The organism is Rhodococcus sp. LB1, assembly GCF_001583455.1.
In the GTDB taxonomy this organism is placed as follows: Bacteria; Actinomycetota; Actinomycetes; order Mycobacteriales; family Mycobacteriaceae; genus Rhodococcus_F; species Rhodococcus_F opacus.
Map to the genome: position 1 here is coordinate 21,188 of NZ_LTCZ01000391.1, position 20,985 is coordinate 42,172.

The 20,985-nt window shown below is 71.0% G+C and carries 13 protein-coding genes; 3 read left to right on the forward strand and 10 right to left on the reverse strand.

Features of this window, described 5'->3' with window-relative positions; all coding sequences use genetic code 11:
• Nucleotides 1–4 precede the first annotated feature (4 nt).
• A complete protein-coding gene (locus tag AZG88_RS37175) occupies nt 5–535 on the forward strand; it encodes a DoxX family protein (RefSeq protein ID WP_061044361.1) in 531 nt (176 codons plus the stop codon).
• Here the strand turns inward: AZG88_RS37175 and recD are convergent.
• From recD to AZG88_RS37195, 4 genes are all read right to left on the reverse strand, one after another.
• Complete coding sequence (recD, locus tag AZG88_RS37180; RefSeq protein ID WP_061700554.1) at nt 453–2,321, reverse strand: exodeoxyribonuclease V subunit alpha; 1,869 nt, start codon at nt 2,319–2,321, stop codon at nt 453–455. The two genes, AZG88_RS37175 and recD, sit on opposite strands and share 83 nt — an antisense overlap.
• Complete coding sequence (locus AZG88_RS37185) at nt 2,318–5,668, reverse strand: UvrD-helicase domain-containing protein (protein ID WP_061700555.1); 3,351 nt, start codon at nt 5,666–5,668, stop codon at nt 2,318–2,320. The genes recD and AZG88_RS37185 overlap by 4 nt, the downstream gene beginning before the upstream one ends.
• Nucleotides 5,626–8,886 (reverse strand): exodeoxyribonuclease V subunit gamma, encoded by a 3,261-nt coding sequence (gene recC, locus AZG88_RS37190; protein WP_061700556.1) that lies wholly within the window; start codon nt 8,884–8,886, stop codon nt 5,626–5,628. Before recC ends, AZG88_RS37185 begins: the two co-directional genes overlap by 43 nt.
• Nucleotides 8,887–9,004: 118 nt before the next feature.
• On the reverse strand, nt 9,005–10,102 hold the full coding sequence (locus AZG88_RS37195) for a GIY-YIG nuclease family protein (protein ID WP_025433083.1): 1,098 nt from the start codon (nt 10,100–10,102) through the stop codon (nt 9,005–9,007).
• 135 nt (nt 10,103–10,237) lie between these two features.
• On the opposite strand from AZG88_RS37195, the gene AZG88_RS37200 reads away from it, so the two are divergent.
• Nucleotides 10,238–10,507 (forward strand): ANTAR domain-containing protein, encoded by a 270-nt coding sequence (locus AZG88_RS37200; RefSeq protein ID WP_005563493.1) that lies wholly within the window; start codon nt 10,238–10,240, stop codon nt 10,505–10,507.
• A gap of 113 nt (nt 10,508–10,620) precedes the next feature.
• Nucleotides 10,621–11,127, forward strand: coding sequence for a hypothetical protein (locus AZG88_RS37205; protein ID WP_005252352.1), 507 nt, complete (start codon nt 10,621–10,623; stop codon nt 11,125–11,127).
• A gap of 14 nt (nt 11,128–11,141) precedes the next feature.
• On the opposite strand, the gene AZG88_RS37210 is transcribed toward AZG88_RS37205, so the two are convergent.
• From AZG88_RS37210 to AZG88_RS37235, 6 genes are all read right to left on the reverse strand, one after another.
• Nucleotides 11,142–11,414 carry a hypothetical protein gene (locus AZG88_RS37210; RefSeq protein WP_061700557.1) on the reverse strand — a complete coding sequence of 91 codons (273 nt, stop codon included), beginning with the start codon at nt 11,412–11,414 and terminating at the stop codon, nt 11,142–11,144.
• 32 nt (nt 11,415–11,446) lie between these two features.
• The gene (locus AZG88_RS37215) at nt 11,447–15,958 is read right to left on the reverse strand and encodes a cation-translocating P-type ATPase (RefSeq protein WP_061700558.1); all 4,512 of its coding nucleotides are present in this window, start codon (nt 15,956–15,958) and stop codon (nt 11,447–11,449) included.
• A 5-nt stretch (nt 15,959–15,963) separates the two neighbouring features.
• A complete protein-coding gene (locus AZG88_RS37220; RefSeq protein WP_005252344.1) occupies nt 15,964–16,251 on the reverse strand; it encodes a hypothetical protein in 288 nt (95 codons plus the stop codon).
• 120 nt (nt 16,252–16,371) lie between these two features.
• Nucleotides 16,372–17,169 carry a hypothetical protein gene (locus AZG88_RS37225; RefSeq protein ID WP_061700559.1) on the reverse strand — a complete coding sequence of 266 codons (798 nt, stop codon included), beginning with the start codon at nt 17,167–17,169 and terminating at the stop codon, nt 16,372–16,374.
• 125 nt (nt 17,170–17,294) lie between these two features.
• Nucleotides 17,295–19,028 carry a dihydroxyacetone kinase subunit DhaL gene (gene dhaL / locus AZG88_RS37230; protein WP_061700560.1) on the reverse strand — a complete coding sequence of 578 codons (1,734 nt, stop codon included), beginning with the start codon at nt 19,026–19,028 and terminating at the stop codon, nt 17,295–17,297.
• Between the two features lie 9 nt (nt 19,029–19,037).
• Nucleotides 19,038–20,984 (reverse strand): FAD-dependent monooxygenase, encoded by a 1,947-nt coding sequence (locus AZG88_RS37235; RefSeq protein ID WP_005252339.1) that lies wholly within the window; start codon nt 20,982–20,984, stop codon nt 19,038–19,040.
• Nucleotide 20,985: the final 1 nt, after the last annotated feature.

Below are 20,985 nucleotides of genomic sequence, written 5' to 3' on the forward strand. Positions count from 1 at the left end.
GACCATGGAACCCTTGATCGCCCTCGTTGCCGTCACTCTGGCACTCCTCGTCGCAGGCGCGGCGGGTGTGCGCCGATTCCGGCCGTGGCCCGTTGCCCTGCGGGGCGGACTCGCGGCCATGTTCACACTGACCGGCATGGCCCACTTCGTCGGGATGCGTGCGGAACTCGTCGACATGGTCCCGCCGTCTCTGCCGAACCCCGAGCTGCTGGTGACCGTGACCGGTCTGCTCGAACTGGCCGGCGCCGCGGGACTGCTGATACGACGCACCGCGCCGTGGGCGGCGGGCTGCCTCACCGCCCTGCTGATCGTGATGTTCCCGGCGAACGTGTACGCCGCCGTGGAGGGACTCTCGACGGGACCGTTCGAAGCGCTGATTCCCCGCACCCTCCTGCAGGTCGTCTTCGTGTCGGCGACTCTCGCCGTCGTGATCTCCTCCCTGCGGAGCCGTGCTACGGAATCGCCCTCCGAAGCCCACTCGCCCTCAGCACCCGGCGTTGCACTCCCGCCCGCACTGCATCCTCGGACCCGATGATCCGCACGTGCTTCCGTGCACGGGTGATCGCGGTGTACAGCAATTCGCGAGTCAGCAGCGACGACGCCTCGCCGGGAAGAACCACGGACACCGTGTCGTACTGACTGCCCTGACTGCGGTGAATCGTCATCGCGTACACCGTCTGCACCGCGGACAGATGCGTCGGATGCAACAGGAACGGTTCGTGGCCCCGCACGAATGCGGCGACGAGTTCGTCGTCGTCGCGGCGCACGATCACCCCGGTGTCGCCGTTGTAGATCTTCGTTTCGTGATCATTGGCAGTCACCATCAGCGGCTGGCCCGGATACCAGCGATCCGGGTTCAGCCGCTGCCCCGTCGCCTCCCCCATCCACTCCATCGCCTGCCGCGCCCACCGCTGCACGCCGTACGGACCTTCCCGGTGCGCGCACAACAGGCGATGCTCCTCCGAATGCCGCAGTGCAGCAAGGGCATCACCGGATTCCGCGGCTGCGGTGACCGCGGCGGCCGTCCCCACCACGTCCGTCCGCAGTGCGTCCAGGTCTTCGGGACCGTGGAACGACACCTCGGGGAAACCGCTCGACAGGATCTCCATGACCTCGTCCGGTTCGCCCTTCCGTACCGCGACGGCCAGCTGCGCGATGCCGCCGCCGAACCGCCGCCCGCGGCTGAGCCGCACCACTCCGCCCCGCAATCTGTCCCGTTCTCCCGCACTCAAGGCGGCTTCGAGCGGGTCGTCGGCTGCCTCCAGGTCGGCGCCGACGATCCTGGCGAGCACCGGATTCTCGGTTCCCGTCACCGGCCGGGCCACGAGATCGGCCAGGACCGCGCCCGCGTCGACGGACGTCAGCTGATCGGGGTCGCCGACGAGCACCAGCCGGGTGTCCGGGCGGACCGCCTCGAGGAGCCGGCACATCATCGTCAGCGACACCATCGACGTCTCGTCGACCACGATCGCGTCGTAGGGCAGGTGATTGTTCGCGTTGTAGCGGAACCGGCTACCACGTCCGCGCTGCCAGCCCAGCAGCCGATGCAGCGTCATCGCGGTCAGGTCGGGCGGCAACCCGAGTGCGTCGGACTGCTCGCGCACCGATTCCTGCAACCGCGCCGCGGCCTTCCCGGTGGGTGCGGCGAGCGCGATCCGGAGGCTCGGGCCGGGCTGCCTGGTCAGCAGCGCCAGCACCCGGGCGACGGTGTGCGTCTTGCCTGTTCCGGGTCCGCCGACCACCACCGACGTCCACTGTGTGGCGGCGACCGCGGCGGCGATCCGCTGCCGATCCGGAGCCGGGGCCGGCGCCCCGTGGTCGTGCTGGTCGCGGAACAACGCGTCCAGGCCCTCCTGCAGCGACTGCTCGTCGACGAGGGGATGCCCGACGGCGCGCTGGTCGAGTACCCGCCGGATGGTCGCTTCCTGCCGGAAGTACCGGTCGAGGTAGAGCAGCCCGCCCTCGGCCGTGTCGACGAGCCGCAGCGGTCGCAGCGGACCCGCCGAACCACCCGCGACCAGCGGGCTCCGCCGCAGTGCCTCGACGACGGTGCCGTCGTCCGGCCACGGCAGTGCGTCGAGATCGACTTCGGACTCCTCGTCGACGGTCACCTCACGAATCCGCGTCAGGTCCAGGCACACCGAGCCGGACCGCACCGCCCGCACCGCCAGCGCCGTCGCCAGTACGACGTCTTCCGACGATTCGCCTCCGAGCGCCGACAACCGCAACGCGACGTGCACGTCCGCGGCGGCCAGCACACCGGCCTCGTTGAAGACCCGCAGGATCCCCTTGCCGCGCTGCGCCACCTGCACCTCGGTCATCGCGTCCCCTCGCGCTCGGAGGCCGACCCGGACAGCAGATCGGACAGCTCGGTGATCAGCGCGGCGGGTGGCGCCCAGTCGAAGACACCACAGCCGGGTGGGGTGCCGGGGCCGACCATTCCGCGAACGAACAGATACCGGACGCCCCCGAGGTGCACCGTCGGATCGTAGTCGGGTTGCCGCCAGCGCAGGTAGCGATGCAACGCAACGGAATACAGCAACGCCTGCAGCGGGTAGTGTGCCCGCAACATTTCGGCGGCCATCCTCTCGCGGGTGTAGTGCGCGGTGGTCAGGTCGCCCTGCGCGAGGCGATTGGTCTTGTAGTCGACCACGACGTACCGCGGTCCGGGCAACCGCAGCACGACGTCGATGCTGCCGGTGAGGTATCCGCGCAGCGGGGTCGGTTCGAGTGTCTGCACGGCATCGGCGTACGACCGCAGCGGATCGTCGACGGGAAGGTGGGTGTGCAGCAGCCTGCCGACGCCGTCGAGCATCACGGTGAGCGAGGGTGTGTCGCCACCGGCGAGCGGCAGTTCGAAGTCGAGCTCCGCCAGCAGGTCTGCGGGGGCGATGTCGGCGAGTGTCGGCTCGCCCCCCGCGCCGAGGGGAGTCCGCAGCACGGGCAGCAGCGCCGTCGCCAGCTGGGCGGGGTCGATGTCCGACAGGGTCGACGCGATCACGTCGCGGCAGCACCGCAGGACTTCTTCCTCCAGATCGGGTGCCGCGGTGTCGACGTTCTCGAAGACGGCGTGCACGAGCGTGCCGAACGTCGCGCCGCCGGGCAGTTCGTTCATCGTCGACGGCACCCCCGAAGTGACGTCGGCCGGCGCCTGCAACGGAGGCTCGGCCGGTTCGTCCGTCTTCTCCTCGACCTCGGCCTCACTGCCCACCGCGGGCGCGTCGTGCGCGGACGCGGTCAACGCCGAATACGACGTGCGACGCCAGCGCGTGTCGAGCAGCCGCCGGAAACGCGCGGCTTCCAGGTCTCCGTGGGGCTCACGTTGTGGTGTCCACCCGACCCGCGCGATCGGGTCGGAACCCACCGCCTCGACGGTCACCGTCTCCGGAGCTTCCGCACCCCACGCGGACAACCGTTCCGCGACAACCGGATCCTCGGGGACGGTGACCTTCGGCGGGACCTCCCGCTGCCCGGGCTGCCGCCCCAGGATCATCCGGTGCAGCGGTGCGCCCGCTGTCGTGAACGCCGGTGCCCACCACACCACGAGCCCGCACATCGCCCGGGTCACGGCGACGTACAGCAGCCGCAACTCCTCCCCCGCCTCTTCGGCGTCGTGCCGGTTCCTGCGGTCCGCGTAACCGGGGCTGCCCGGACCGCCGACATCGAGGATGCGTCGCCCGTCGTCGTCGTGCAGCAGCAGTTTGCTCGGTTTCGAGATCTTCGCGGCGTCCCAGGCGTACGGCAGATAGACGAGCGGGAATTCGAGGCCCTTGCTGGCGTGGACGGTCGCGATCTGCACCGCTGCGGCGTCACTGTCGAGCCGTCGGCTGCGGTCCACCCCACCCGAGGACGGATCCTTCATCCGTTCGGTGAGCCAGCGGGTGACGGCCGTCAGACCGAGCGACTGCTCGACGGCGGCACCGTTGAGCAACTGCGCGACGTGCCGGAGATCGGTCAGTGCCCGCTCGCCCGCCGCCACCCGAAGCAGTCTCGCCTCGAGCGCGCCGACCGCGGACAGTCGTTCGAACAGGGCCGCGAAACCGGACTGCGCGAACACGTCGCCGAGCTCGCGGAGCTGCCCGCCGACCTCGGCGACGATGTCGTCGCCGCGAGCGTCGAGTTCCTCGGCGGTGTGTCCGAGCAGCGGGGTGAGCGCGGCCAGCCGCACCCGGTCGGAACGGTGCGGTTGCTCGATGGCCTGCAGAAGCCAGAGCCAGTGCTGCGCAGCCGGAGTCGTGAAGACGCTGGCCCCGCCGGCGAGCACGGACGGCACACCCGCCCGGTCGAGGGCGTCGTGGACCAGCGTGATCTGCGCGTTGGTGCGGACCAGGACGGCGATGTCGCCGGGTTCGACGAGTCGGATGCTCCCCCCGACGTCGAGTGTCGCGCCACCGTCGAGGAGGGCGACGATGTCGGCCGCGAGGTCTGCCGCGATCCGCTTCCGGAGCGGTACCACCGCGGGGTATCCCGACTTGTTGATCGGCCCGGCGCCGGTCCTCGGCAGATACCGCAGCCGCAGCGGCACGGTACCCGTCAGACGCGACTTCGGTCTCGCACCGTCGACGCGGTGCACCACGATGTCGGTATGCCCGAGCGCGGCGCCGCCGTGCAGATATTCGAGCCCGTCGAGGAGTTCCTGATCGCTGCGCCAGTTGGTGGTCAACTCCTGGTGACGGTCCGCCGACCGCACCGCGTCCAGGTAGCTGAGCACCTCCGCCCCACGGAATGCGTAGATGGCCTGCTTCGGGTCGCCGACGAGCACCAGCGTTCCGCTGCCGTGGAACGTTCGGCGCAGAATGTCCCACTGCAGCGGGTCGGTGTCCTGGAACTCGTCGACGAGCACGACGCCGTAGCGTTCGCGGACCCGCCGGCAGGCCGCCGCACCGTGCTCGGGATCGCTGAGGACGCGATGGAGCAGCATCGGGAGATCGTCGAAGTCACGCAGACCCACCGCACGTTTGCGCCGCTCGACTTCGGCGCGCACCGCCTCGGCGAACGCCACCCGATCCCCGGCCGGGGTGCCCCGCGCATCTTCCGGGGCGAGCACCGCCTGCGGGTCGAAGATGGCGGCCCGGGCGGCCGCGGTGGCCTCGGCCGGAGTGAACGGCGCGGCCTCGACCCGACTGTAGGCCCGCAGGTACAGGTCGGCGATCACCTCCGTCGTGAGGTCGTCGGCGGCCTCGACCAGCACCGTGTCGGGGTCGCGTTCGCCCGCGATGCCGAGCCCGTCGAGCATGCGCTGACAGAAGCTGTGGGTGGTGACGATGGTGGCGGCGTCGAAGTCGGACAGCGCCTGCAGCAGGCGCCGGCGGCGCAGCGTCACCTCGTCGGTGTCGGCTTCGGCGAGATGCCGGATCAGTTGATCCGCGCTCAGCCGCGCCGCTGCGGGATCGGCCAATGCGGCTGCGGCGGACCCGAATCGTTCACGGGTGCGTTCCCGCAGCTCCTGCGTGGCCGCCCGGCTGAACGTCACCAGCAACAGCTGCGACAGGTCCACGCCCCCCTCGGCGACGAAGCGGGCGGCCAGACCGACGATCGCGTACGTCTTGCCGGTACCGGCGCTCGCCTCGAGCACCGTCGTCCCCTCCGGCAGCGGACCGAGGAGGTCGAAGCCTCGCGCGCCGGTCACGGCTGCGCCAACGTCTCGGCGGCGAGCAGCGGCGCCCACAGTTGCCGGGCGTAGTTCTCGATGGTCACCGTGTCGCCGAGGACGTCGATTCCTGGTGAGGACCCGTACACGTACGTGATGTGCCGGTCGCGTGAGTCACCGAAGTCACTGCTCCATTCCTTCCGGGCCGCCTCGATCGCGTCCTCCATGCTGCTGCCGCCGTGGCGTCGTTCGGCATAGGCCGCCGACGCGCCCGTGGCGATCGGCAACGGCGCGTGCAGCCCCAGATCGCGCAGTTCGACGAGTCGCACCAACTCCTCCGCTGCGTTCTCGGGTGCGGTGAGGGTCGACCGCCACGCCGGACGGCTGTACGCGCCGCGGCCGGTCGTGACGGCAGTCCACTCGGTCTCGTTGTCGGACGCCGCGACCGCCAGCAACTGCGCCCAGGCGGCGAGACGGTGTTTCGGCCCCAACTTCGAATACGTGGTGCTCGCGATCACCGACCCGTGCACACCGCCGACGGTGCCGGTGAGGCGCCGTCCGGAGCCGACATCGACATCGACGTCCACGGTCTCCGCGCGCCCGACGTGCACGGACCCGCTGACGGCGACGAGCGACTCGACCGCGTGCTCGATACCCCCGAGCACCGCCTCCCCCAACTTGAACGGTGGCAACGTCCCTCGGCGCCACTCCGCGGCGCGGAAGTCGGCCAGTTCGACTCCCGCCAGCCTCGCGACGAGCATCCTCTGGCCGAGATCCCACCGGGCCAGCGGATCGGGCGCCACGTCCAATGCATCGGCGAGGTCCTCGTCCACGTCGGGGACCCGTAACCCGAGCCGTTGCCGCAGAAACGCCTGCGTCGGGTGCACCAGGAACGCGATGAGGTCGGCGAGATCGACGTCTCCCAGCGGCGGCGGCACCAATGGCGCAGGCATGAACGCGGGCTCCGGTTCGGGCGGGTGCTGCGCGGCGCGGGCACCGGCCAGCGCCGCCCGGTCGAAACTGAACGGGTGCCCGGGCCGGAAGTTGCGTGCATCGAACGGCTGCAACGGATGCCGGGTCACGATTCGGGGCAGGGCATCGCTCCCCACGGTGGCCGCCACCGCGTCGAGCAGCTCGGACAGCGGGATCGCCGGCGGCCGGGACATGCCGGTGACGGGGTCGGCGCCCGTGTAGAACAGCAGGAGTTTCTCACTCGCCGACATCACGGCATCGAGCAGCAACTGCCGGTCCTCGCTGCGCGGGTCACGTTCACCGAGAAGGGGATTACGGGCCAGCACGTCGTCGCCGTCCACGCTCACGCCCCGCGGGAAGACCTCGTCGTCGAGGCCGAGGAGAACGACCACACGGTGCGGCACCGACCGCATCGGCACCATCGTGCACACCGTCAGCTCGCCCGTGCGGAAGTTCGCGCGGGTGGGGCGGCCCGCGAGCCGGGTGGCCAGCATGGCGCGCACGTCCGACAGGCGCAGGACCGCGTCGCCGCCGTGTTCCATCGCCGCCCCGAGTTCTCGTCGCGCCTGCGCGAGTTGCCACGTGTCGGCGGCGCTGACGTCGACGACGAGGTCGATCGCCCGGGTGAGCGCGCTCGACCATTCCGCGACCGATTGGGGCCCGCCGAGCCCGCGCAGCGCGACGTCGAGCCGGTCGACGAATTCGGCCAGCCGCCCGGTGAGGTCGATGTCGTTGCTGTCGACGTCGTCGAGCGGCAGCGCCAGGGCGAGCCATTCGCCTTCGGACTCGTCGGCCGCGGCGCCGAGCAGGATGCGGTCGAGCGCGGTGGTGAACGTGTTCTGGGGGAATTCGCCGAGACCGAACGCGGCGCGCTGCCGCGGCCCGATTCCCCAGCGGGCGCCCGTCGCGGTCGCCCACTCCCGGATCCGTTCGAGGTCGTCGTCGCCGAACCGGAACCGTCTGCGCACCGGCGCCGCCGCCGACAGGTCCAGGACCTGACTCGCCGTCACCCTCGCGTCGGCGAGTTCGAGGAGAGCCGACACCACGGCGAGAACCGGATTGGTCTGGTGCAGGGCACGATCCGCGAGCCGGACCCGAAGCCGATGGCCGGGATGCCCGAGCACGTCCTGCCCGAACGCGGCCCGGATCAGCGGGGCGTACGACTCGACGTCGGGGCACATGACGAGCACGTCGCGCGGTTCGAGAGTCGGATCGTCCTCGAAGAGATGCAGGAGGCATTCACGCAGGACCTCCACCTGGCGGGCCGGTCCGTGGCACGCGTGCACCTGGACGGACGCGTCGGCCGTGCACTCGGCGAGCGCGGGCGCCCGGTCGTCCCGGACGTCCGCCTGCAGGCACCCCAGCAGGGAGTCGCGCGGCGGAGGCCCCTCGTGGTGGAGGTCGTCGACGTCGAGGCGGGTCAGCCTCGACTCGAGTTCGCGGACGTCCCGCGCGAGGCTCGACAGCAGCGGATGGGCGACGGACAGCGCGGTGTCGTCGTCGGAGCGTGCGAGAACGCTGCCTGCCGTGGACAGCGACGACCACATCGCGGGACTCGGATGCGGAAGCCACAGGTGCACATCACGATTGACGGCGAGGGCGGCGAGGACGGCGATCTGATCGGTCGCGAGGCGCGTCGGGCCGAACAGCGACAGTCGGACGGGGAGTTCGACGAGGTCCGGTTCCTCGCGCAGCCGGGCGCAGGCGGAGTCGAGCCGCTCGGCGGGAGCGGGGCTGCCGATCCGCTCACGCAGCCGCCGCCACAGTTCGGCCTGCCAGAGAAGGTCGTCGTCGAGTGGACCACCCGCGCCGTCGGTGTCGCGGCCTCCGGCCCAGTCGACCAGCATCGCCGGCCGCTGTGCGGCGTAACTGCGGAACAGATCGGTCAGGTGTGAGGCGGTGGCGTAGCGCCGGCCCGTCCGATGATCGTCCGGGTCGCGGTCCGGGAGGCCGTGCCCGAGGTGTTTCGCGAGGACGGCACACCAGGGCTCACCGAGACAGTCGTCGACGACGCCGAGCAACGACCACAACATGCGGGACGGATTCCACGGGTCGTCGTCGGCGGTTACCCCCGTGGCGGCGGCGAGGCATTCGTCGACGAGCCGGGTCGGGGACGGGAAGTCGATGTTCGCGGCCACCCCGTCCCCGACATCGGGTCGGGCACCGAGCGCGGTCGAGAGTCGCTGCGTGAGCCAGCGCTCCACCCCCTTCGCCGGGACCGCGACGACCTCCCGGGCGAACGGATCGGGCAGCGGGGTCGCGAGCACGTCGCCGAGAGCCGACGCGAGAGTGGTGGAACGCTCGGCGCGATGCAGTACGAGCACGTGGCTTCCCTTCGCTCCCCAACTCCGGTCGGCTCAGACTTACCACAACCCACCGACTCGGGAGGCCCACTCCGCAGGTGAGTGGCAAAGTGTGCCGGGGCACGCTTCGCCACTCACGTCAGCGGCCGGGGCGCGCCTGGGTGAGATGCGGGACCCAGCCGTGGTTGGGCCACTTCTTCAGACCGACCTTGGCGGGGACGATCCGCTTGTTGACGAATTGGCTCTCGAGTTCCGTGTCGGGCTCGCCCGCGAACCGCCACAGGGCCGCGTCGCCGGGCCGTGCGACCGACGACCAGGACTTGGCACGGTATGCGGCACGAACGATGTTGTCCGCGAACACGATCACCGGGATGTCGTCGGTGTTGCGGACGGCAGCGCCTGCCGCCCACGCGCCGCGGGACAATTCGTACACCTCCTCCTGCGTCACGCCGCGCCGGGACGCGGCGGGCACCTCGAGGACGACGCAGGGGGTCGGCAGGTTCGGCACTGGTTCTGCTGCGTACTGCAACACGAGGTCGTCGACGGGTACCGCACGATGCTCGCCCGTGCCACCGGCGAGATTGCTGAGCAGCGCACCCTCGTTCAGCCCCAACGCGCCCACGACTCCGCGCCGCACCGCGCCGGCGACGTCACCGGTGTCGGCGATCCGATGCGCCACGATGTAGTGCTCGACCTCGTGGCCGGAGTCGTAGATCTCGCGGATGCGGGCGATGGTCGCGGCCTTCACCTCGGCGCTGTCGGTCTCCGGATCCTCGAGCGTCTGCCGGTGCTCGTTCTCGGCCAACGCCTCCCACACGTAGCCGTACACCCGGGGGCCCCGCCCGGCGCCGACGTAGAACACCGACCTGTTGCGGGGATCGAGGAGCGCGTAGACGTAGGTGCCGAGTTCCTCGCCCACCCGCTTCGGGAACGGCTGCGGCGCGTGACGGGTCTGATACACCTCTTTCAGGATCAGGCGCAGCGCCGCCAGTTTCAACGCGACGGGGACACCGCCGTCGATGCCGTCGAAGAGTGCGGTGGCCGCGCCCTGCACCGAGGAGAAGGTGTGTCCGATGTGCCGTTCCAGCGACTTCGTGACGTCCGCGAACTGTGCGAACCGCACCCGGGGGTCGGGTGCCGCGTTGTCCAGGTCGTTGGACGCGAGGAAAGTCTGGACCTCGGAATTGTCGAGCCAGCGAGAAGTGATGTCGATCGGGATCGTCCAGACGGTAGCCATGCCCCTACCGTAAGGGAAAACCTGGGTGAAGAACTCGCACGAGGAAGGCTCGAGGAGATTCGAACCCTTTCGACGTCCTACCGAGTGCGGGAGGATGGAGTAGTACCCATTCCGACGCAGGTTGGGAGAATATTCATGACAGCGCCCAGCTACTCCACCCGCACGGCCGTCGACATCGCGGTCGGCATCCTCATCGCCTACCGCGGATGCTCTGAGAACGACGCGTTCACCGAACTCGCGGAGACGTCCCGCCGGCACAAGGTCGCCCTCGCCCGCACCGCCCGCGCACTGATCGCGTTCATCCAGACCCATCACCACGACCTTCCCGCGTCCGACGTCACCGCTGCCGCTCTGCAGTGGAGCCACGCCACTCCGTACCGTGGCGCGTTCGGCACGGCGGCCTGAATTCGGTCGAAGTCTGAGAATTCTCTGGCTTCGACGGCGCGACGCTGCCCAAACCTTCAGACTCGATGTGAGACCGAACGACCAGCGCACCGAGATACGAAGAGGTAACTGAGTTGACGATCCGCAAAATCACGGTAGCCGCGGTAGCGATCGCCGCAGCCCTCACGATGTCCGCCTGTGGTTCCGACGAGCCGTCCGGGCCGAGCGCGACCACCACGTCCACGACCACCGCAGCGGCCGAGACCACCGACGACCTCGTTCTGCCGACCGCGGCCGAACTCAACGCCCTGCTGGCGAAGGGCCTCGACCCGGCCACTCCCCTCGAGGAGAAAATCGCCATGGTGGAGGGTTCGGAGCAGGACCCGAACCTGTTCAATCAGGTCGCGGCCGCCGCCCAGCAGGCGGGTGCGCAGGTCACGGTCTTGGACCCGGTGATCGACAACGGTGACGGCAGCGCCAGCGCGCAGCTGCAGTTGACGATCAACGGCCAGGTGCAGCAGAACACCCTGCCCGCCATCTTCGTGCCCGGCGAGAACGGGACGTGGAAATTGTCGAAGGCGACGGCATGTTCCATCGTGGCGATCGCGCAGCTGACGTCACCGGCCTGTCCGCCCGCCTGATCCGGACTTCCGCGTCACGCGCCTTCCAGGGCCTCCCCGATCTCCTGGACGGCGCGGTTGTGCTGATCGGTGATCAGGATGTGTCCTGCCGCGATGGTCAGGGCAACGGGCCATTCGATGATCTCGACTGCGGCGAGCAAGCCGATCGCCGCGAAGAATGCCAGTTGCTCGGGACGCGGCAGCGCCACCCTGCCGAGGATCGGTAGCTGCACCGCGAAGCTGTGGGCCTCCCGCACCCGCTGGACGGCGTCGCTCTGCGATTCCGCCTCCGACGTTCGTTGGGCCATAGTTCGTCTCCCTTGTCCGTGCCGTTTCCCGGTCAGCCACCTTGATCGCGGACCGTGTCAGCTGTGCTGAGTTCCGTCGCCCAGACCGCTGCCGGTGTCTTCTCCGCCGCCGGGGACCCGTTGACCGGGGTGGTCACCCGCGTCCTCACCCCACCGCTGCGGGAGGTGTACGCCGTGCTGTTGCGGGCGGGCGTGATCGAGATCGTCGACTGATCGCCCACAAACTTTTCGAGCAGCCCCGGTGCGAACGCGGCCGCCGCGGTCGCGGCGCCCGCGCAGCCCAGCGCCTGGGCCCAGCCGACCGGTCCGAGCGGAGTGCAACCGAGGAGCTGACTGACACCGGGAGTACTGACCATGACGGTGAGTGCGGCGAGTGAACCGCCCGCGGTGAGCACCACGAGCGGACTCCGCGAATCGATGAGTGTCTGACCCAGCTGCGTGCCGACCAGCGCCACCAGCCCGACCGTGGACGCCCGGCGTTGCCTGCCCGTCACGCTCGCCAGCGCCCACGCCGTCGTCGCGCCCGCCGCGGTGGCGGCGCCGCGGATCGCGACGGTCCGCCACAGTGCCGCACTGTCCGGGCCGCGACCCTCTCCCCGGGCCTGTTCATTGGGCGGACTGACCGCGAGCGCGGCCGCGGGCAGGGCGTCCGTGAGCACGTTCACCAGCAGGAGCTGACGCGCCGTCAGCGGCGACCGTCCGGCGATCGCGCTGCCGATCAGGGCGAACGCCACCTCCCCTGCGTTCCCACCGAGCAGCACCGACACTCCCGCCTGCACCCGCCGCCACAGCTGACGGCCCTCGTCGAGGGCGTCGAGCAACGCGTCGACACGGCCGTCGAGGAGCACCACGTCCGCGGCGCTGCGGGCCGGGTCGCTGCCGCGCGAGCTGACACCGATCCCCACGCTGGCCGCCCGGATCGCGGCCGCGTCGTTGGCGCCGTCGCCGACCATCGCGCAGACGTGACCGACACGTTCGAGGGTCTGCACGATCTGCACCTTGTTCTCCGGCGACATCCGGGCGAAGACGACGCACTTCTCGACGGCATTCTCCTGCCCCCGGTGCGACAGGGTGTCCCAGTCGCACCCGCTGATCACCTGCTCGGACGACACCGCCAGTCCCAGCTCGTTCGTGATGGCGGTGGCCGTGACGGGATGGTCGCCGGTGATCAGCCGGACCCCGACCTGTAGCCCTTCCAGTTCCGGGAGCAGTCCGGCCGCTTCGGGGCGCGGGGTGTCCGCCAGCCCGAGCAGTCCGACGAGTTGCAGCCCACTGCCGCACAGGTCGTCGAGCACCGCGGTGTCGTCGGCCGCGCGACGCGCCTGGAAGGGCGTGACGGTCCGGCGGGCGACGGCGATGACGCGTAACCCGTCGGCAGCCATCCCGAGAACGGTGCCGTGGACCTCGTCCGCGTCGATGCCGGTGCACGCCGCGACCACGACCTCCGGTGCACCCTTCAGCGACACGTGTGTCCCCGACAGCGAGGCGGAGTAGGACCGTCCGGAGCGGAACGGAAGATAGCTGCTCGGGTCGTCCTCCTGCGGTAGCAGGTCCACTGCCGCGTCGGCGATCGCGACGTCGGTGGCGTGTGCGGCCGGACTGCCGTCGGGGGTCACGGCGCTCCGGCCGGCGCACACGAGCACGTCCTCGCGATCGAACCCCGGCTCCGGGACGGCGGTGACGACCCGCAGGCGGTTCTCGCTCAGGGTGCCCGTCTTGTCGAAGCACACCACGTCGACGCGGCCGAGCGCCTCGACGGAACGGGGCGCCCGCACCAGCGCGCCCGACCTCGTCAGTCGGCGTGCGGCGGCCTGCTGCGCCAGGGTCGCGACGAGCGGCAGACCCTCGGGAACCGCCGCCACCGCGACCGCGACACCACTCGTGACCGCCTGCCGCAGTCCGGTGCCGCGCAGGAACCCGACGGCGGTGACCAAAGCGCCACCGCCCACGCTGACGGGCAGCACCCGGTCGGTGAGGCTTCTGAGCTGCGCCTGCAGACCGACGTGCGACGCACTCGCCGGGGTGAGCGCGCCCGCGCGTCCCGCTTCGGTTGCGTCGCCCACCGCGGTGACGATCGCCGCCGCCGTGCCGGTGAGGATCGTGGTCCCCGCGAACGCCATGCAGGAACGTTCGCTGAGCGGTGCGCCCGGAGTCGGCGACGTCTGCTTGCTCACCGGCAGCGATTCGCCGGTGAGCGAGGACTCGTCGACCTCGACGCCCGACGCCTCGACCAGCCTGCCGTCGGCGGGAACCACCTCACCGGGACCGATCTCGATCACGTCGCCCGGCCGCAACCGCGAGGCCTCCACCCGCTCGGTCGCCCGGTTCTCCGGGGACCCGGCGACGCGGTGTGCGGGCGGATCGCCCGCCGCCAGCAACCGGTCCAGCAGACGTTCCGCGTGCAGGCGTTGCACGGCCGACAGCGCGGCGTTGCCCGCCAGTACCGAGCCCACGAGCACCGCGTCGATCGGCGACCCCAGCAGGGCGCTCGCCGCCGATCCGGTGGCGAGGACGGGGGTCAGCGGATCCGACAGTTCCGTCCGCATCGCCCGGCCGAAATCCCAGGCGAGACCGACCGGCCATGCCGTGAGCCGCCCGATCGCCTCGACCGGGGTCAGCACCAGATTCACCGAGGGACGCCGGGGCGCCGCGGCATTCTCGTCGTCGCGCGGGGGCAGCAGGCGGCGCACGTCCGGCACCGGCATCTCGTGCCAGGCGTGCACCGGGGCGGCGGGTGGAACCTCGGCCCGCAGCACACTGCGCGCGAGGGAATGCCCCGTCCACAATCCTGCCGCCGCGCCGACCGTGACGGGTCCGGGGCCGCGGCCACGCACTCCGGGCAGCATGACGAGCGCACCGAGCATCGACGCCGCCGTTGCGATCTCGACGCCGCGCCTGCTCGCCGTCCGCGCGTCCGGCAGGGCCCGCAGCACCCGCCAGACTCCGACGAGGTCGTCGACCAGCAGGTCCGCACACCACGGCGGCGGGGCGTCGTCGGCGAGGACACCGATCCCGACGTCGGCGGACGACAGTGCGTGCGGCGCCCGGCCGGCGACCACCGCGACCGTCGCTCCGTTCGCCTGCAACTGCGCGACGGCGTCGCGAAGGTCCACATCCAGTGACCCGCTCGAGGGCAGCAGATCGTCGAACGCCGAGCGGAGTCCGCCGAGCGTGTCCACGTTCACCGACACCACCTGGGCGCCCGACGTGCGAGCCTGCGCGAGCACGGCCGCCGCGCTCGGGTGGTGGGCGGGGGTCACCAGGACAGCGGAATCTTCGTCCACGGCGAGTGCGGCGATATCATCCGGAAGGTCGGTCAACGGGTGCCAGCCCACCCCGAGAGCGCCGGCCCCCACGGCAGAACGCGCGGCCTCCCACACTCTCGTCCGGTCGGCGTCCCGAACCGCACGGATACCGCTCACCCGGAGCTCGGCCGTGTGCAGCACCGACGGGTCCACGACCACCGCGTCGACCCGGTCCAGGCAGCGCAGCGCGCCGGGACGCAGAGCCAGCACGGTGTGGCGATCGGCCAGTCCACGGCCGAGCGTCGCGGCGAAGGCCTCGCGTGCGGTGCGCGCCGCCTTCGGCGCGGCGACCAGGGCCGCGTCCGCGGCGCCTGCGACACTTCGGGTCGCTGCCCCCACCGCGGTCGCGCCCACCCACTGCGCGATCGCCGCCCGGTCGACATCCCGCTCCACCGGTCCCGATGTTCCGCGCGCGCGGGCGGAACGACCCGTGTCGTCCGCGGGGTGCCGGGCCAGTTCGGGTTCGCGGCGGTGCCACACCCGCCGGCCCGACCACGCCTCCGCCGTGATCGCCGACCGCAGTGCCACGTCCACGGCGAGTGACGCAGGCGCCCGCCGCAGCACGTCGCCGACGGCCTGAGCGGTAGCGAGCAGCAGTTCGGCGGCGTCCGGCCCGAGCCGGTTCTCGACCATGCTGCGCAATCGGGGCTGATAGTTGACGAACGTGACGGCGGCGGCAGGCAACGCCGCAGGCAGTGCGGGCATCGGAAGCAGGCGAAGGCCGGCGGCCGCGACCAGTCCGGTCGTGACGGCGGCCAGTGCGAGCGCGCGTTCGGCGAGTGCGACGTCGTCGCCGGGAAGTTCTCCGGGCCGGTCACGGACGGCACCGCGAGCGATCGGTCGCGCGACATCCTCCGCGCCCGCGACCACGGCACACAGCGCGGCCACCGACGGTCCGCGCTCGTCGACCGTCACCACCAGCCGGGACAGCGCGCGGTTGAGTTCCGCTCCCACCACACCGGCGGTCTCCCGGACGGCGCCGAGAACGGTCGCGGCCACGTCGTCCCCGCGAGGTCCGTCGAGTCCGCGGACCTCGATCCAGGCACGGCCGTGTCCGGAACTCGTGCGGCGGGCGGGGGTTCCCCCGAGCACCTCGGTGGCGATCTGCGACGCGGTCCGTGCGGTGGTCGCCATCAGATCGGCAGCGACCGTGCCCCCGTAGGACGCCACCCCGAGTCCGACACCGGCGCCGCGCACCGGCAGGGATGCGACGGCAACGAGGTATCGACCGAGTCCCACGGCAGCTACTGCCTGGAACCTGCGCCGAACTGTCGCAGCACGAGCGCCGCCCCGCCCACGGTGACCAGCACCGGCCACTCGACCAGTCCCGCCGCACCGACGGCGGCCAAGGTGAGCGCGGCGGCGGGGGTCGAATGACTGCCGCTCTCCATGCCGGACCGGACTCCGCTCGCCGCCCCTCGGACTCCGCCGACCACACCGCCGATCGCGGCGCCTCCGACCGCACCGACCGCACTGGTCGTCGCGTTCGCAGCACCTGACACGGCGTGCACTGTGCCGTCGACGATTCGCATGACGAGCTCCCATCGGCCGTGGCCACTACCGCCGATGCGCGGCGGATCATGTCTGCGGTACCCACCTCAGGGTATTCTCAACCGTCGCGCGCCGGAACAGTTTCAGGGAACTCTCAGCGATTATCGGATACTGTTCTGCCCCATAGGAATTCGCTCGCCTTGTTCGGTTCGCCAGAATTCCCAGCCGTCGTGGGTTTCGATGTCTCCGCTGATGTGACTGGCAACGGCGGTCGCCGCCGTCGTGGGGTCGGGAAACCGGCGGCCCTGCATCGGACCGCGCATGATCTCCAGAGTCTGCGTGTCGGGGTCGAACCGTCCGACCAGCCGATAACCCTCGAAGTCGGCCACGACCTCGAGGCGGTTGTCGATCAGTTCCTCCAACGCCGCGGTCGCTTTGGCCGGCTTCTTCCGGGCGGATGCGCGGGCGGCGGCGTCGGCGCGCAACGTGGCCGCCGTCGTGGCGCGTTGCGCGTCGCTGTAGCGGCTGGGGTCCTTCTCCCCCGCCAGCCCGAGAAGATCCCAGCGCCCGCGACCGTGCGCGACCCGGCTCAGCGGGATCGCGTGGTGTCCGGTCCGCGTGCGGCCGGGGGTGTCCATCATCCACAGATCCACCTCGGCGCGGATGTCGTCGGCGACCTCGGACGAGGGCACGACGAAGAACTCCTCCGGCGAACTCGCGAGATCCACGAACACCCAGAACTGCGAGCCGGTGTCGTCGTCGTCGAGCGATTCGTCCTGTTTGCGGGCCTGCCAGTCACCGCTGAGCTTGGAGCGCACCCGCACGATGCAGCTCGTGCCGTCGTCGCCCCAGACCTGGACGGGGTTGCGTCGCGAGTGGGTGAGCCGGACTGCCTTGCCACCCCGTTCCACGACATCGGCGATGAAAGCCTGGATTCCCCGGCTGGCGGTGTCTTCCACTGTCTACGTGTCCGTCCCTGATTCTGCGTCCCGTACGCAGGTGGAGAGAGGTGTGGCGACGGGTTTGCGCAGCACGACTCGGCGTTCTTCTCCTCACCTTACGTGCCGAGCCCGGCGCACGGTGACTACCCGACCGCGCGGGCCGCTTCCGCCGCCTCGGCGAAGAACCACGACAACACCAGGGCACCGGGGTCCACGACGCCGCGCGCCGCCTCACCGATGTAGCTGGCCCGGCCGCGCCGCGCGGTGATGTCCGCGGTCGCCTCCGCGCCACGTGCGGCGGCGTCCGCGGCCTCGGCCAGACCGTCGGCCGGACTCTTCCCGGCCGGGGCGGCCGATTCGAGGGCGGCGACGGCCGGGGCGATGGCGTCGATCATCGTCTTGTCTCCGGGTTGCGCCCCGCCGAGTTCCTGGATCGTATCGAGGCCCGCCCGTGCCGCGGCGGCGATCGCCTTCAGGTCCAGACCGTGCGGTGCGTCGGCGGCCACCCGGTAGAACTGCCGGAACCAGACACCGAACAGCGCGCCCGACGTGCCACCCGCATGACCGAGATAGGCGTCGGACAGTGACTCGAACACCGTCTGCGGGGAGTAGCTGTCACGGATCCTGGGAACGTCGACGTGGTCGAGTGCGGCCGCCATGTTGGTGCCGAAGTCCCCGTCGCCTGCGCGGCGGTCGAGGTCGGTGAGGTTCGCCTCCTCGGCGAGCACCTTCTCCACGAACGCGCCGATCCACGCGCCCACCGCCGCACGGCCCAGCGTGTCGGCGGTGCCGGACACCTCCGGCTCGTCCTCACGGGAGGCGACGTTCGACCGGAACCGCACCTCGGATTCGTCTGCGATGCCGCGGAATTCACCGGCCGGGGCGTTGGGCCATCCCGGTGCGGCGGTCGGTGCGTCCCACAGGTCGAGGAGCTGGTCGTCGCAGCGCACCAGTGTGATGGATGCGCCGTCCATGTCGAGGGCGGTGACGAAGCTGCCGACCAGCGAGCGCCGGATCACCACACCCCGCTCCGCGAGGTGGTCGGCGAGCTCACCGAACAACAGTTGCAGCTCCAGCGGATGGGCCGCGCCGAGCCCGTTGACGATCGCGATCACCGGCTCGCCCCGCTCCACGCCGAGCGAGGCGAGCACGGGGTCGGTGAGCCGGCGGACCAGTTCGGCCGCCCCCATCGCGTCGACCCGTTCGGTTCCGCGTTCGCCGTGGATGCCTATCCCGAGTTCGATCTGCCAGTCGGGGAGGTCGAACGACGGCGCGTCCGCCCCCGGGACCGTGCACGCTCTCAGCGCGACCGCCATGCTGCGGGAATTCCGGGCGGTGCGTCGCCCGAACTCCGCGACGGTGGCGAGGTCGTCTCCGCGTTCGGCCGAAGCGCCGCAGATCTTCTCGACCGCGATCGTGGCCGCGGTGCCGCGACGTCCGGGCCCGTCCTCCCGTTCGGAGGCGACGTCGTCGTCGACGAGCACGTGCTCGACCGTGATGCCGTCCTCCGCCGCCAGTTCGCCGGCGATGCGGAAGTTGAGGACGTCGCCGGTGTAGTTCTTCACGATGTGCACGACGCCGCCGCCCGCGTCCACGGCCCGGGTGGCGGCCCGCACCTGCAGCGCGTTGGGCGAACTGAAGATGAGGCCGGGGCAGGCTCCGGTGAGCATGCCCCGGCCGACGAACCCGGCGTGCAGCGGTTCGTGCCCGGACCCGCCGCCCGACAGCAACGCGACCTGCCCGGACGGCAACGGTTCCCGCCGGGTGAGATATCCCGGTTCCGGATGCCATTCGAGGTCGTCGGTGGTGGCGACGGCCCCGCGGAGCGCGTCGACGACGAAGGACTTGGGCGAGTTCAGGAACTGTGGGTACGCCATGCTCCCAGGCTAAGCGTCCGCATGTGAGTGCCGCGGCGTGCCGGAGGACACTGTGCCACTCACGTGGGAGGCGGCGGCCAGTGCTTCCTCGAACTCCCGCCGGCCCGACTGCGATCCGAGTAGGAGCGCGAGCCGGGTCAGGAATCCCTCGCGGTCCGACTCCTCCGCCTGGTCGAGCGCCTCGGACAGTCCCATCCACACGTTCTCGCGCAGCAGTTCGTCCGGCGTCGCCGTCGTCTCCGTGTGCGCGGGGACGACGCCCAGCGTGGGGGCGGTTGCCGTTTTCAGGTGGTCGTGGACGTCGCCGAGCAGCGACAGGTCGCGGACCCGGCACAGGACGAGTCCGTCCGGGCGGATCACGAAGCACTCACCCGCGGACGCGCCGAGGGCCTGCGCCAACGCGCCGTCGGGGTCGTCGAGGACCGTCAGGTCGGCCGCCCCGTCCACCGCCGCCCCCGGTGCCGGGACGACGACCGCCCGCACCGATTCGGGCGACAGCGCCATTGCGAGCGCAGACGCGTGTGCGGCGAGCATCCGAGCACCGGCCGGGTCGACTCCGACACCGAGCACCGCGAAACCCGTTCCCCGGACACGGTTCAGCGAAGACTCCACCGACCCGTCGGCGGTGGCGACGCGGACGCGCCGGTCCTCCATCGGATCCCCGGGCAGCACGCCGGTCGTCCCCTCGGCCACCGGCCACGTGAGCGGCGACAGGTGCGCGTGCGTCGCACTCGACTGCCGCGGATTGACGAGGTGACCGAACTCCGGACGGGTCGTGGCCAGCGCCAGCACGGCGTCACGAGTGGTGCGGTAGCCGTGGCTGCCGGGCGACATGATGAGCGTCGACTTGCCCGCGTTGTCGACGTTCTGCTGCCAGGCGGCGCGCCGTTCGGCCGAATATGCCTGCAGGAGGGACTCGCCCGCGGTCCCGTGGACGACGGCGGCCAGTGTCCAGGCCAGGGTCTCGGCGTCCTCCATGCCGGAGTTCAGCCCGCGGACTCCGAAGATCGGCACCAGGTGGGCGGCGTCGCCTGCGAACAGGATGCGACCGTGCGTGAAGTCGTCCAGCGCGAGCGCGTGCGCGCGGTAGAAGCCGTGCCATTCGAGGGTCCACGGCACGTCGTTCTCGAGCCAGTCGAGGTGCCGGGTGATCCGGTCGCGGATGCGGTCTTCCTGCGTCTCGAGTTCGGCGTCGTCGGAGCTGTCGAGTTGGTAGTCGATGCGCCAGATGTCGCGGGGCTGCTGATGCATGATGATCGTCGAGCCGGGGTTGCTCGGCGGGTCGAACCACACCATCCGCTCGGCGGGCAGCGTCGATTCCCAGTGGATGTCGGCGATGACGTAATTGCCCTGATAGCTGTTTCCCTGCAACCGGATTCCGGCCAGTTCACGCATCCGGCTGCGACCGCCGTCGGCGGCCACCACCCAGCGCGCGCGCAGGCGGCGCGCACCGAATGCGGTGTCGACGTCGAGCGTCACGTCCTCGTCCGACCGCAGCACCCCGGCGACGCTCGACGACCAGTGGAACGTGATCAGCGGGTGCGCGAGCAGCGTGTCCGTCATGATCTGCTCGATCTCGGACTGCGACACGTTGACCATGGGCCCGCGGACGTCGTGGTCGCCGTGCGCCATCTCGAAGTGCAGCACCTGCTCGTCGCGGTAGAAGCTGCGCCCACCCACCCAGGGGAGCACGATCTTCTCGAGTTCCGGCCCGAAGCCGAGCCGGGCGGCCACCTCGAGGCTGTGCCGCGAGATGCAAATGGCGCGGCTGCCGAACGACACCTGGTCGGCGGCCTCGAGCACGGTGACGGGGATGCCGCGCTGCGCGAGGCCGAGCGCCACGCCCATGCCGACCGGTCCCGCGCCCACGACGACGACGGGCAGGGCCTCGTCGGTTGCACCGGTCGACGCGAACTCCGTCGCCGGGTACTTCTGTGGCTGAAAGTAGGTGGACATG

Excerpts from the sequence above, each read along its gene's own strand:
- AZG88_RS37175 (WP_061044361.1), top strand. The coding sequence starts at position 5 with ATGGAACCCTTGATCGCCCTCGTTGCCGTCACTCTGGCACTCCTCGTC.
- recD (WP_061700554.1), bottom strand. The coding sequence starts at position 2,321 with ATGACCGAGGTGCAGGTGGCGCAGCGCGGCAAGGGGATCCTGCGGGTC.
- AZG88_RS37195 (WP_025433083.1), bottom strand. The coding sequence starts at position 10,102 with ATGGCTACCGTCTGGACGATCCCGATCGACATCACTTCTCGCTGGCTC.
- AZG88_RS37200 (WP_005563493.1), top strand. The coding sequence starts at position 10,238 with ATGACAGCGCCCAGCTACTCCACCCGCACGGCCGTCGACATCGCGGTC.
- AZG88_RS37210 (WP_061700557.1), bottom strand. The coding sequence starts at position 11,414 with ATGGCCCAACGAACGTCGGAGGCGGAATCGCAGAGCGACGCCGTCCAG.
- AZG88_RS37220 (WP_005252344.1), bottom strand. The coding sequence starts at position 16,251 with ATGCGAATCGTCGACGGCACAGTGCACGCCGTGTCAGGTGCTGCGAAC.
- dhaL (WP_061700560.1), bottom strand. The coding sequence starts at position 19,028 with ATGGCGTACCCACAGTTCCTGAACTCGCCCAAGTCCTTCGTCGTCGAC.
- AZG88_RS37235 (WP_005252339.1), bottom strand. The coding sequence starts at position 20,984 with ATGTCCACCTACTTTCAGCCACAGAAGTACCCGGCGACGGAGTTCGCG.